Genomic DNA, 12,243 nt, shown 5'->3' with positions numbered 1-12,243 from the left:
AGGCGATCCCCTTAACCCGAGAGGTTGAAGTTACCGGACGCGCCGTACACCGCCAGCGAGATGAACAAAGTAATGACCACGACGACGATCAGCGAGGTCCGCACCGCCTGACCGACCGCGATGCCCACGCCCACCGGCCCACCGCTGGCGTTGTAGCCGTAATAGGTATGGACCAGCATCACCGCGATGGACATCACGATCGCCTGTAGGAACGACCACAGGAGGTCCGACGGGATGAGGAACGTATTGAAGTAGTGGTCGTAGAGACCGGCCGACTGTCCGTTGATGAAGACCGTGGTGAAGCGGGCGGCGAAGAACGCGGCGAGCACCGACAACGAGTACAGCGGAACGATCGCGACGAGGCCGGCGATCAGCCGCGTCGACACCAGGTAGGACACCGAGTGCACCGCCATGCATTCGACGGCATCGATTTCCTCGGACACCCGCATCGCACCCAATTGGGCGGTGGCGCCGGCACCGATCGTCGCCGCCAGCGCGATGCCGGCAATCACCGGTGCGACAACGCGCACGTTCAGGAACGCGGACAGGAAGCCGGTCAATGCCTCGATACCGATGTTGCCGAGTGACGAGTAGCCCTGCACGGCGATGACCCCACCGGAGGCCAGCGTCAGGAACGCCGCGACGCCGACCGTGCCACCGATCATCACCAGCGCCCCCGCGCCCAGCGTCATCTCCGCGACAAGCCGGATCGTCTCCTTGCGGTATCGGGTGAGCGCGTTGGGGACGTAGCGCATGGTTTGGCCGTAGAACAGCGCCTGCTCGCCGAAGTCGTCAACCGGCCCCTGCAGTCGCGCAGCGACGTTACGAAGCCGGTAACTGAAGTCGTAACTCATCGCGTGATCACTTCGTCGAGAACCGCACGCCGATGGCCGTCATCACCACGTTGATGACGAACAGACAGATGAACGCGTAGACGACGGTTTCGTTGACCGCGTTGCCAACGCCCTTCGGCCCACCCTTGACGGTGAGGCCGCGGTAGCACCCGACCAGGCCGGCCATCACGCCGAACAGCAGCGCCTTGACTTCGGCGAGCAGCAACTCGCGCAGTCCGGTCAATACGGTCAACCCGTTGATGAACGCGCCCGGGTTGACGCCCTGAAGAAACACGGAGAATACGTACCCGCCGGACAGGCCGATCGCGCACACCAAACCGTTAAGCAGCAGTGCGACAACGGTAGACGCCAGAACGCGGGGCACCACCAGCCGGTGGATCGGGTCGATACCGAGCACCCGCATAGCGTCGATTTCTTCACGGATGGTGCGTGCACCAAGGTCGGCACAGATTGCGGTGGCGCCCGCACCGGCGACGACGAGCACGGTCACCACCGGGCCCAGCTGGGTTATAGTGCCGAATGCCGTTCCGGCGCCGGACAAATCGGCCGCGCCGATTTCACGGAGCAAGATATTGAGGGTGAACGCGACCAGAACCGTGAACGGGATGGACACCAACAGCGTGGGGACCAACGACACCCGCGCGATCATCCACGTCTGATCCAGGAACTCGCGGCCTTGAAACGGTCGTCGGGCAGAGGCACGGGCCGTATCGATCATCATCTCGAAAAACCCGCCGACAGCGCGGGCCGGAACCGCGAGTTGTTCGATCAAAGCGGCACCCCCCTTGCTGCTCACGGCGAAGCCTATCCGTCGCCTTTGCGTTGTCTTTCGTCGCAGCGGCTCCGTGTGAGCCGGATCATATTAACTCAGAAGAACTTCACCATGTCAATGAACAGGTTATCTCTGGCTAAACCGTTAATTTGTCCTGGTCAGCGCCCTTGTAGTAGCGACAATCTGACACACGTTCTACTAGCTGATTCCCCCCCGAGAAAAAAGCTATGCGCCGCTATTGTTCCATTAAGGCGCTCGCGGAAAAGTTGCGTTCCGGATCGCGACCAGCAAAGTAGTCCTGCAATGTGCTGCTCAGTTGAGCCGCCTCCCAGGCGGCGCCGTCCGCGGTGAACCGGTGCTCCGCCGTCGGAGCTGAGACCAATGTCACCTGAGGTCCGTACACGATGAACACCTGGCCGTTAACCTCCGCGGCCGCCGGCGACGACAGGAACTGCACCAGGTTCACCACGTGATCGGGCGATAGCGGGTCGACGCCTCCTTCCTCTATATCCGGTGCACTGCCGAACACATCCGCCGTCATCGCGGTGCGCGCGCGTGGGCAGATCGCGTTGGCACACACCCCGTAGCGGCCCAGGGCCCGCGCGGCCGTCAGGGTGAGCGAGATGATGCCCGCCTTGGCAGCGCCGTAGTTGGCCTGCCCCACCGGACCCACCAGTCCTGCTTCGGAGGCGGTGTTGACGATCCGGCCGAAGACCGATCCCCCGGCGTCCTTCGCCCTGCTGCGCCAGTAGGTCGCGGCGTTGCGGGTGAGCAGGAAGTGACCCCGCAAATGCACGGCGATGACCTGGTCCCATTCCTCATCGGACATGTTGAACAGCATCCGGTCCCGGGTGATGCCGGCGTTGTTGACCACGATGTCGAGTCCGCCCAGCCCGTCGGCGCAGGACACCAGTTCGTCGGCCGTGGAGCGCTGGCTGATGTCACCGGTCACCGCGACGGCCTTGGAACCCGCGGCGCTGATCTCGTCGATCACGTCCGAGGCGTCCAGCGCGGCGGCGATGTCGTTGACGACGACGGTGGCGCCGAGGCGGGCCAAGCCGAGCGCCTCGGCGCGCCCGAGTCCCGCGGCCGCACCGGTCACCACCGCGACCTTCCCGGAGAGATCGGTCGCGTTCGTGCTGCTAGTCAATTTATGAATACCTCTAGTTTCGGGTCGCTCGCCGCTAGTCTTCGCGCAGCAGTGCCGCGCGCGGGCACTCGGCAATCGACTGCTCGGCCAGATCTTCTTGGTCGGACGGAATCGGATCGGTCTTCACGACGGCGTAGTCCTCATCGTCCAGGTCGAAGATATCCGGTGCGATTCCCAAGCACACCGCGTTGCCTTCGCACCGGTCACGATCAACGATCACCCGCACGGCATCCTCCTTGAAGCTGGCCCGGATCTCGCCCTCTGTCCCATCAGAATGTAGCTCCACCATAGGGCTCACGTGCATCTGAGGAAACGGTCGCTGGATTCCCAGACTAGAACGTGTTACAACCGGGAAGGCGAACGGGTAGCCGTTGGTCGAATAGCCGCTAGTCACGCTTATCCAAAAGGACGGCCGGAATGCGCATCAGTTACACCCCTGAACAGGAGGAGCTGCGTCGCGAGCTGCGGTCGTACTTCACCGCGCTCATGACGCCGGAGCGCCGCGAGGCGCTGCACTCGAACCAGGGCGAGGTCGGGACCGGCAACGCGTATCGCGACACCGTTTCGCAGATGGGCAAAGACGGGTGGCTGACCCTGAACTGGCCCAAGGAATACGGCGGCCAGGACCGCTCCCCGATGGACTCGCTGATCTTCACCGACGAGGCCGCGATCGCCGGTGTGCCAGTGCCCTTCCTGACGATCAACAGCGTGGCGCCCACCATCATGGCGTTCGGTACCGAAGAGCAGAAGAAGTTCTTCCTGCCCAAGATCGCCGCCGGGGATCTGCACTTCTCGATCGGCTACTCCGAGCCCGGCGCCGGCACCGACCTGGCCAACCTGCGCACCAGCGCGGTGCGCGACGGCGACGACTACGTCATCAACGGCCAGAAGATGTGGACCAGCCTGATCGCCTACGCCGACTGGGTCTGGCTGGCGGTGCGCACCAACCCCGAGGCCAAGAAGCACCGCGGCATTTCGATGATCGCGGTGCCGACGACGGCCGAGGGCTTCTCCTGGACGCCCGTGCACACCATGGCCGGGGTGGACACCAGCGCCACCTATTACTCCGACGTGCGCGTGCCGGTGACCAACCTGATCGGCGAGGAGAACGGCGGCTGGAAGCTGGTGACCAACCAGCTCAACCACGAGCGCGTCGCGCTGGTGTCGGCGCAACCGATCTTCCTGGCCCTGCGCGAGGTTCGCGAATGGGCGCAGAACACCAAGGACGACAGCGGGGCCCGGCTGGTCGACTCGGAGTGGGTGCAGCTGAACCTGGCCCGGGTGCACGCCAAGGCCGAAGTTCTCAAGCTGATCAACTGGGAACTGGCGTCGGCGGAAGGCCACGACTTGGGGCCGGCGGACGCGTCGGCGGCGAAGGTGTACGGCACCGAGCTGGCCACCGAGGCCTACCGGCTGCTGATGGAGGTCCTGGGTACCGCGGCGACGGTGCGTCAGGATTCGCCGGGCGCGAAGCTAGCAGGCCGGGTCGAGCGGATGCACCGGGCGTGCCTGATCCTGACCTTCGGCGGCGGCACCAACGAGGTGCAGCGCGACATCATCGGCATGGTCGCCCTCGGCCTGCCCCGGAACCGCTGAGTTCAAAGGACAAACATTCATGGATTTCACGACAACCGAAGCGGCGAATGACCTCGGCGGCCTGGTCGACACGATCGTCGACTCGGTGTGCACGCCCGAGCATCAACGCGAGCTCGACGGGCTCGAGCAACGATTCGACCACACCTTGTGGCGGAAGCTGATTGACGCCGACATCCTCACCAGCGCCTCGGCGTCCGCGCTGGGCGGCGACGGTTTCGGCGCGCTCGAACAGGTCGCGATCCTGGTTGCGCTGGGCCGTCAGCTGGCCGCCGTGCCGTACCTGGAATCGGTGATGCTGGGCGCCGGAGTGCTGGCGCGCTTCGGCTCCGAGAAACTGCAGCGGGACTGGGGAGTACCGGCCGTCAAAGGCGAGAAGATCCTGACCGTCGCGCTGGACGGCGAGATGGGTGAAGGGCCGGTGCGGGCTACCCGCTCCGGTGACGGCTACCAGCTGACCGGGACCCGCACGCAGGTCGTCTTCGGCCCCGTCGCGGACGCATTCCTGGTCCCTGCCGAAACCGATTCCGGCACAGCCGTTTTCCTGGTCAGCGCCGAAGATCAGGGCGTTAGCCTGACCACGCTGGCGACCACCGGGAAGAACAGCGTCGGGCACCTGGCGCTGGACGGCGTCGCGACCGACGATGCACGGAAGGTGGGCGGAAGCGAAGTCGCCGGCTGGCTCGGCACGCTGGGAACCCTGGGCCGCGCAGCCTATCAACTCGGGGTGCTCGATCGCGGGTTGCAGATGACGGCCGAATACGCCCGCGAGCGTGAGCAATTCGACCGGCCGATCGGCAGCTTCCAAGCGGTGTCGCAGCGGCTGGCCGACGGTTACATCGACGTCAAGGGACTGCGGTTGACGCTCACCCAGGCGGCGTGGAAGGTCTCGGAAGATATCCCCGCCGAGATCGATGTGGCCAGCGCCGCGTTCTGGGCGGCCGACGCCGGACATCGGGTCGCGCACACCATCGTGCACGTGCACGGCGGCGTCGGAGTCGACACCGATCATCCGGCGCACCGTTACTTCCTGGCTGCCAAGGAAGCCGAGTTCGCGCTGGGCGGTGCCACCGGGCAGCTGCGCCGGATCGGTCGCGAGCTGGCGGAAACCCCTGCCTGACAGTGACTTTGACTGACCCGACCGTCGCCGACCTGCTGGTACCGCTGGCTGAGATCGACGACCGAGGCGTCTACTTCGAAGACTCGTTTGTCAGCTGGCGCGATCATCTCCAGCACGCCGCCGCGATTACGGCGGCGCTGCGTGCGCGGCTGGACCCGGATAAGCCACCGCACGTCGGCGTGCTGCTGGAAAACACCCCATTCTTCTCCGCGATCCTGGTGGCCGCCGGCATGTCAGGCATCGTGCCGGTTGGCCTGAACCCGATACGGCGCGGCGAGGCGCTGGCCCGCGACATCGGCAAGGCCGATTGCCAGCTGGTACTGGCCGACGCGAAATCAGCTGAGACACTGGATGATATCGCGCACCTCAACGTCGATTCGCCGGAATGGGCCGACGAGGTGGCCGCGCACCGCGACGCCAAGCCGGCCTTCCAATCCGCGTCGCCCACGGACCTGTTCATACTGCTTTTCACATCGGGCACCAGCGGCGACCCCAAAGCGGTGATGGTCAGCCACGGCAAGGTCGCGTCGGCTGGTCTGCGGATGACGGAGCGCTTCAGCCTCAGCGCCGACGACGTCTGCTACGTGTCGATGCCGTTGTTTCATTCGAACGCGGTGCTGGTCGGTTGGGCGGTGGCGGCCGCGTGTCAGGGCTCACTAGCGTTGCGGCGCAAGTTCTCTGCGTCGGGCTTCCTACCGGATGTGCGTCGCTATGGCGCCAGCTACGCCAACTACGTGGGCAAGCCGCTGTCCTATGTGCTTTCCACGCCTGAACAACCCGACGACGCGGACAACCCACTGCGGGCGGTGTACGGGAATGAGGGTGTCCCGCACGACGTCGAGCGGTTCGCCCGCAGGTTCGGCTGTTTGGTGCAGGACGGGTTCGGTTCGACCGAACTCGGAGTGGCCATAGCCCGGACCCCCGAAACTCCCGACGGTTCGCTGGGTCCGCTGCCTGAGGGAGTCGACATCATCGACCCGGACACGGGCGAGCCGTGCCCGCCGGGGATCGCCGGCGAATTGGTGAACACGACCGGAGCCGGTGGTTTCGAGGGTTACTACAACGACGAGGCCGCGATGGCCGAGCGGATGCGCGGCGGGGTTTATCACAGCGGAGACCTCGCCTACCGCGATGAAGCCGGCTATGCCTATTTCGCCGGGCGGCTTGGCGATTGGATGCGCGTCGACGGAGAGAACCTGGGCGCCGCACCGATCGAACGGGTACTGCTGCGATACCCCGATGCGGCCGAGGTCGCCGTGTACGCGATCCCCGATCCGGTGGTCGGCGACCAGGTAATGGCTGCACTGGTGATGAGGCAGGGCAGCGAATTCGATGCCGAGAAATTTCGGGCGTTCCTGGCCGAGCAGCCCGACCTAGGGCCCAAGCAATGGCCGTCGAACGTCAGGATCAGCGCAGAGCTCCCGCGCACGGTGACATTCAAGGTGCTCAAACGCCAGTTGGCGGCCGAAGGCATCGACTGCCATGATCGGGTATGGCCGATACCCCGATAACCCGATGACGTCCCGGCCCCTTGAGCTTGCGTTGGAAGCGAGCTTCGAACAGCTTTCCGATGTGGTACCGGCGAACATTGGTGTTGCGATCGCCCGCCCGGACCGGACCTATTCACTGGGCAGGTGGTGGTCGGGCGTCGCCTGGTCGACGATCAAAGTGCCGCTGGCGATCGCGGCACTGCGCAGCGATTGGCTCAACGCGCGCGAGCTGACCGTCAAGGCCATCACCGAATCGGACAATCGCGCATCCGAACAGTTGTGGTCGCTGCTGGGCGAGCCGGTCGACGCGGCGCGCAAGGTACAGGGCGTCGTTGCCGAAGGTGGCGATACCGCGACGGTGGTCGAATCGCGGCGGCTACGACGTGGTTTCACCGCGTTCGGCCAGACGCAGTGGACTCTGCAGCGGCAAGCGCGATTCGCCGCGGAGTTGTCGTTGATCCCCGGCGCCGCGGACGTGATCGAGCTGATGGCTGACCTCACACCCGATCACCGATGGGGCCTGGCCGCCAATGGCTCTGCGGCTAAAGGTGGTTGGGGTCCGGGCACCGATGGCGAGTACCTGGTGCGGCAATTCGGGATCCTGTCCACGCCGTCCGGGGAATGGGGCGTGGCGTTGGCGGCCGAAGTCCGCGATGGCGGCTTTGAAACCGGAGTCGAGGTCGTCAACACGGTGACGGACTGGCTCGTCAGCCGGCTTCCCGTGCTGGCCCGTTATTGACGGATACGAACTCCAGGGGCAGCGCGATGCCACCGGCACCAGTACGAGGCGCGTGGTCGAGAAAACCGCCTAACCGGTGATCGACGGCACCACCGCGTCGATCAGATGCGGCCCGGGTTCGGCGAGGGCTGCGCGCAGCGCATCGGCGAACTCCTCGGCGGTGTTCACCCGCCGGGCCGGTACCCCCATGCCTTCGGCTATCTTGACGAAATCCATTGTGGGTCGCGATAAATCGAGCAGATCCAGCGCCTTGGGGCCGGGGGCAGACCCGGCGCCGACTCGTTGCAGCTCGATGCGCAGGATGTCGTAGGCGCTGTTGTCATACACCACCGTGGTCACGTCGAGGTTTTCGCGCGCCTGGGTCCACAGCCCCGAGATCGTGTACATCGCCGACCCGTCGGATTCCAGGCAGAGCACCGGACGGTCCGGGGCAGCCACCGCGGCACCGACCGCGGTGGGGATGCCGTAGCCGATAGCCCCGCCCGTCAGCGTCAGCCAGTCATGGGCCGGTGCACCCGCGGTGGCCTGTGCCAGCAGCAGACCCGAGGTGTTCGACTCGTCGACGACGATCGCCCGTTCGGGCATCAGCGCGCCGATCACGTCGGCCGCCGACGCCGAGGTCAGCGCGCCGGTCGGCAGCTGCGGGCGCAGGGCGGCGGCCAATGGGGCAACCGTGCCGGGGGCGATCTCGTCAGCCAATGCAATGAGCGCGTCGGCCGCACCGCCGTACTCCGCGAGCACATGCACCTCGCAGCCGGCCGGGACCAGGTCGCTGGGCATGTTCGGGTAGGCGAAGAAGGACACCGGAGATTTGGCACCGGCCAGGATCAGATGCTTGGCGCCATCCAGTTGGGCCGTGGCGGCCTCGGCGAAGTACGCCAGCCGTTCGACGGCGGGGACGCCGGCGCCACGTGCCAGGCGCGTCGGGAAGGTCTCGCACAGCCAGCGGGCCCCGGTCGCCTGCGCTATCCGCGCGGCCGCGGCCAGCCCGGCGGCACGGGTGGCGTCGCCGCCCACCATGATCACCGCCGGTTCTCCCGATCGCAAGACCTCCGCGACCTCGGCCGCCAGCAGCGGGTCCGCGCTTGCCGGCCGCACTGGTGTCGCGGCGGCGGGCGCGGCGCCGTCCGACCAGGACGCGTCAGCGGGCAGGATCAGCGTGGAGATCTGCGAGCTGGCCCGGCACGCCGCGATCGCCTCGGCGGCGTCGAGTGCCACGTCGGCGGCAGTGGCCGTGCGGCGCACCCAGCCCGAGACGCTGCCCGCGAGCGCATCGATATCGGATTCCAGTGGGGCATCGTACTTTTTGTGATACGTGGCGTGGTCCCCGACAACGACCACCATCGGTACGTGAGCCCGCCGCGCGTTGTGCAGGTTGGCCAGGCCGTTGCCCAATCCGGGGCCCAGATGCAACAGCACCGCCGCCGGCCGCTGGGCGATACGAGCGTATCCGTCGGCCGCTCCCGTGGCGACGCCCTCGAAAAGGGCTAGCACGCCTCGCATTTGAGGAACGGTGTCCAGCGCGGCCACGAAATGCATCTCCGAGGTGCCGGGGTTGGCGAAGCAGACGTCGACACCGCCGTCGACCAGGGTGTTGATCAGAGCCTGCGCACCGTTCACCTGTTTGCCTCCAGTCTGAATACGCGTTCGGCGTTGCCGTGGAGAAAGTCGTGGCGCGCCTCGTCGTCGAGCCCGAGTTCGTCGAGCCCGGCCAAAGCATGCGCGTGAGTGATCATCGGGTAGTTGGTGCCGAACAGGACTTTGCGTTGTCCGGTACCGGTTTTCATGAACCGGACCAGTTCGTCGGGCAGCCGCCGGATGGTGTAGGCCGACGTTTCGATGTAGACGTTCTCATGTTTGCGCGCGACGGCCACCATCTCCTCGGTCCATGGATAGCCGACGTGTCCGCACACGATCACCAGTTCGGGAAAGTCCAGCGCCACCTGGTCGATGTAGGGAATCGGGCGCCCGGTCTCCGAGGGCCGCAGCGGGCCGGTGTGACCGACCTGGGTGCAGAACGGAACGGCGGCCTCGACGCACTCGGCGAACAGCGGGTAGTAACGGCGATCGGTGGGCGGCGCGTTCCACAGCCAGGGCACCACCCGCAGGCCGACGAATCCCTCGGCGACCCGGCGCCGTAGCTCGCGGACCGCCTGCATCGGGCGATCGAGATCGACGGTCGCCAGACCGGCAAACCGGTTCGGGTGCAACCGAATCCATGCGGCGACCTCGTCGTTGGAAATGAGGTCCTGACCGTTGGGGCCGTACCACGCGCTGAGCAGCCCGAAGCCGACGTCGGCCGCGTCCATCGCCGCGACCGTGATGTCGATCGGAACATCGGCGTCCGGGATGGACCCTCCGGTCCAGCGACGTAGCGACGCCAGCATGTCGCTGCGCAGGAACCGCGCAGTCGGGTGCTGCATCCACACATCGATCGTCATCGCGCTTCGACTGTAGACGGCCCGGACGGGCTAGACCGAGCAGGCGGCTGGTTGAGGAGGAGCCATCCAAAACAACTGCTGTGGGACAAGCGCGGAGCTGCAATAGTGTTCGCAGGCTTCTCGGTGTCGTCCCAGGGCCCACAGGCACAAACGGAAAACTTGATGAGGGCTGATGAAAATTCGTTTGCGCGTACTGGTGGCGGCCGTGCCGCTGATGCTGATCACAGCTGCCTGCGGTTCGAACTCAACAGGTGCTTCGTCGACCTCCGTCGCCGCCGTCGACATCGCGACCGCGCCGCCGACGTCAAAAGTGGTCTTGTCGGAGATCGGTTCCAAGGATCTCTACCCGGTGCTCGCTGCGTGGGTTGCGGCCTATCACTCCAAGTACCTCAATGTCACGATCAATATCGACCGCCAGCCGGCCGCGGTCGGGATCTTGCAGGCTGCGGCCGGGGCGGTCAACCTCGGCGCTTCCGGCGTCCCCCTGTCCGAGGCTGACATGGCGGCCCACCCAGGGCTGATGAACATCGCACTGACCGTTTCCGCCGTGTACGTCCACTACAACCTGCCCGGTGTCACCGAGAGCCTCAAACTGAATGGCAAAGTGCTGGCGGCCATGTACCAGGGCACGATCAAAACCTGGAACGACCCGCAGATCGCCGCTCTGAACCCGGGGGTGAGTCTGCCGCCCACTCAGGTCGTTCCGCTCCACCGTTCCGACCCCGGGACCAGCGACACCTTCCTGTTCACCCAGTATCTGTCCAAGCAGGACCCCGAGGGCTGGGGTAAGTCGCCCGGCTTCGGCGCCACCATCGACTTCCCCGCGGTGCCGGGCGCACTCGGTGAGACCGGCGTGCCGGGCATGGCGGGCATGGTGACCCGCTGTGCCGAAAACCAGGGCTGCATCGCCTATCTCGCGAGCAGCTACCACGAGCAGGCCAGCCAAAGGGGACTGGGCGAGGCCCAGTTGGCCAATGCGTCGGGCAATTACGTAATGCCCGAGGCCGAAAGCATTGAGGCAGAGGCCGCCGGGTCCGCCGCGCAGGTGCCCGCGAACCAGGTGCTCTCGCTGGTCAACGGGCCCGCCCCGAACGGCTACCCGATCGTCAACTACGAGTACGCGATCGTCTACGCCAAGCAGAAGGATCCCGCTGTGGCGCAGACGATGCAGGCTTTCCTGCACTGGGTGGTGACCGACGGCAGCAAACCCAACTTCCTGGACGCGGTACACATCTACCTTCGGCCGCTGCCGGACTCGGTCGAGAAGCTGTCCGAGGCTCAGATCGCCAAGATCACCAGCTAGCTGAATTCTTCTCAGACGGCCAGCGCGGCGCGGGCGGCGGCATGCGTCTGCGCCGCGTACCCGCCCCCGAACAACACGACATGGGCCAGCAGCGGAAAGAGCTGATGCAGCCGGATGCGGTCGCGCCAACCGGGGTGCAGCGGTCGTACCTGCTGGTAGCCCACGACGATGTCGTCGTAGTGCGGGCAGCCGAACAGCGCGAGCATCGCCAGGTCGGTCTCGCGATGCCCGGCGTGCGCGGCCGGGTCGATCAGCACCACACCGTCGGGCGTCCACATCACGTTGCCGCCCCACAAATCGCCGTGCAGCCGGGCCGGCCGGTCGTCATCGTCGAAATCGCCTGCCCGGCAACGCGCCAGCACGGCGTCGATCGCGTCACGGGCCGACGCATCGAGGTGCGCCGTCGCGAGTTCGAGCATCGGAGCCAGCCGCTCTTCGGCGTAGAACTCGCCCCAGCGCAGGTGGCGCCGCAGCGACATCGGCAATGGTTGAGACAACGGCCCGAAGAAGCCCGGCCCATCCCAGCCGTCGGGACCCGCGCCGAATGCCGGCGCGCCCGCGTCGTGCGTGACGGCCAGTTGGCTGCCGAAGATGTGCGCCGCCGCCGGGTCGGGACGCACCGATTCGAGTCGGCGCAGGGTCAGGCTCGTTGCGTCAACCGAAACGATCGGCGCACCGGGCACGCCGCCGGCGACCGCCGAAAGCCATCGCAGCCCCGCGGCTTCCCAGGCGAAGTAGCCGGCGGGCGCGCCCGCGTGCTGTTTGACGAAGTCGGTCACCC

At 66.2% G+C, this 12,243-nt stretch carries 12 protein-coding genes; 5 read left to right on the top strand and 7 right to left on the bottom strand.

Annotated elements, in window-relative coordinates; genetic code table 11:
• Positions 1–11: 11 nt before the first annotated feature.
• The 4 genes from LMQ14_RS02940 to LMQ14_RS02925 form a co-directional block, all read right to left on the bottom strand.
• Positions 12–854 carry an MlaE family ABC transporter permease gene (locus tag LMQ14_RS02940; RefSeq protein ID WP_267733356.1) on the bottom strand — a complete coding sequence of 281 codons (843 nt, stop codon included), beginning with the start codon at positions 852–854 and terminating at the stop codon, positions 12–14.
• A 7-nt stretch (positions 855–861) separates the two neighbouring features.
• The gene (locus LMQ14_RS02935; RefSeq protein WP_267735322.1) at positions 862–1,626 is read right to left on the bottom strand and encodes an MlaE family ABC transporter permease; all 765 of its coding nucleotides are present in this window, start codon (positions 1,624–1,626) and stop codon (positions 862–864) included.
• 235 nt (positions 1,627–1,861) lie between these two features.
• A complete protein-coding gene (locus tag LMQ14_RS02930) occupies positions 1,862–2,776 on the bottom strand; it encodes a 3-oxoacyl-ACP reductase (protein WP_267733355.1) in 915 nt (304 codons plus the stop codon).
• Between the two features lie 34 nt (positions 2,777–2,810).
• Positions 2,811–3,002, bottom strand: coding sequence for a ferredoxin (locus tag LMQ14_RS02925; protein WP_267733354.1), 192 nt, complete (start codon positions 3,000–3,002; stop codon positions 2,811–2,813).
• A gap of 191 nt (positions 3,003–3,193) precedes the next feature.
• On the opposite strand from LMQ14_RS02925, the gene LMQ14_RS02920 reads away from it, so the two are divergent.
• From LMQ14_RS02920 to LMQ14_RS02905, 4 genes are read left to right on the top strand one after another with little or no spacing between them, the layout of a single operon-like run.
• Positions 3,194–4,372 (top strand): acyl-CoA dehydrogenase, encoded by a 1,179-nt coding sequence (locus LMQ14_RS02920; RefSeq protein ID WP_267733353.1) that lies wholly within the window; start codon positions 3,194–3,196, stop codon positions 4,370–4,372.
• 19 nt (positions 4,373–4,391) lie between these two features.
• Positions 4,392–5,489 (top strand): acyl-CoA dehydrogenase family protein, encoded by a 1,098-nt coding sequence (locus LMQ14_RS02915; RefSeq protein WP_267733352.1) that lies wholly within the window; start codon positions 4,392–4,394, stop codon positions 5,487–5,489.
• Between the two features lie 2 nt (positions 5,490–5,491).
• Entirely contained in the window at positions 5,492–7,000 is a 1,509-nt protein-coding gene (gene fadD17 / locus LMQ14_RS02910; protein ID WP_267733351.1) for a long-chain-fatty-acid--CoA ligase FadD17, read from the top strand.
• Between the two features lie 4 nt (positions 7,001–7,004).
• Positions 7,005–7,718: a hypothetical protein gene (locus LMQ14_RS02905; RefSeq protein ID WP_267733350.1), complete on the top strand. Its 714-nt coding sequence runs from the start codon at positions 7,005–7,007 to the stop codon at positions 7,716–7,718.
• A gap of 69 nt (positions 7,719–7,787) precedes the next feature.
• Here LMQ14_RS02905 and LMQ14_RS02900 read toward each other — a convergent pair whose 3' ends face one another.
• Together LMQ14_RS02900 and LMQ14_RS02895 are read right to left on the bottom strand one after the other, a co-directional pair.
• On the bottom strand, positions 7,788–9,338 hold the full coding sequence (locus LMQ14_RS02900) for an acetolactate synthase large subunit (RefSeq protein ID WP_267733349.1): 1,551 nt from the start codon (positions 9,336–9,338) through the stop codon (positions 7,788–7,790).
• Complete coding sequence (locus LMQ14_RS02895) at positions 9,335–10,159, bottom strand: amidohydrolase family protein (RefSeq protein ID WP_267733348.1); 825 nt, start codon at positions 10,157–10,159, stop codon at positions 9,335–9,337. The genes LMQ14_RS02900 and LMQ14_RS02895 overlap by 4 nt, the downstream gene beginning before the upstream one ends.
• A gap of 172 nt (positions 10,160–10,331) precedes the next feature.
• Here LMQ14_RS02895 and pstS point away from each other — a divergent pair, with 172 nt between their 5' ends.
• Positions 10,332–11,462 carry a phosphate ABC transporter substrate-binding protein PstS gene (gene pstS / locus LMQ14_RS02890; protein ID WP_267733347.1) on the top strand — a complete coding sequence of 377 codons (1,131 nt, stop codon included), beginning with the start codon at positions 10,332–10,334 and terminating at the stop codon, positions 11,460–11,462.
• 11 nt (positions 11,463–11,473) lie between these two features.
• Here the strand turns inward: pstS and LMQ14_RS02885 are convergent, their stop codons facing one another.
• Complete coding sequence (locus LMQ14_RS02885; protein ID WP_267733346.1) at positions 11,474–12,241, bottom strand: fructosamine kinase family protein; 768 nt, start codon at positions 12,239–12,241, stop codon at positions 11,474–11,476.
• Positions 12,242–12,243 lie beyond the last annotated feature (2 nt).

This window comes from Mycobacterium sp. Aquia_213 (assembly GCF_026625985.1).
GTDB lineage: Bacteria > Actinomycetota > Actinomycetes > Mycobacteriales > Mycobacteriaceae > Mycobacterium.
This window is presented reverse-complemented; position numbering and strand designations above follow the sequence as displayed.

Excerpts from the sequence above, each read along its gene's own strand:
- LMQ14_RS02915 (WP_267733352.1), top strand. The coding sequence starts at position 4,392 with ATGGATTTCACGACAACCGAAGCGGCGAATGACCTCGGCGGCCTGGTC.
- pstS (WP_267733347.1), top strand. The coding sequence starts at position 10,332 with ATGAAAATTCGTTTGCGCGTACTGGTGGCGGCCGTGCCGCTGATGCTG.
- LMQ14_RS02920 (WP_267733353.1), top strand. The coding sequence starts at position 3,194 with ATGCGCATCAGTTACACCCCTGAACAGGAGGAGCTGCGTCGCGAGCTG.
- LMQ14_RS02895 (WP_267733348.1), bottom strand. The coding sequence starts at position 10,159 with ATGACGATCGATGTGTGGATGCAGCACCCGACTGCGCGGTTCCTGCGC.
- LMQ14_RS02905 (WP_267733350.1), top strand. The coding sequence starts at position 7,005 with ATGACGTCCCGGCCCCTTGAGCTTGCGTTGGAAGCGAGCTTCGAACAG.
- LMQ14_RS02940 (WP_267733356.1), bottom strand. The coding sequence starts at position 854 with ATGAGTTACGACTTCAGTTACCGGCTTCGTAACGTCGCTGCGCGACTG.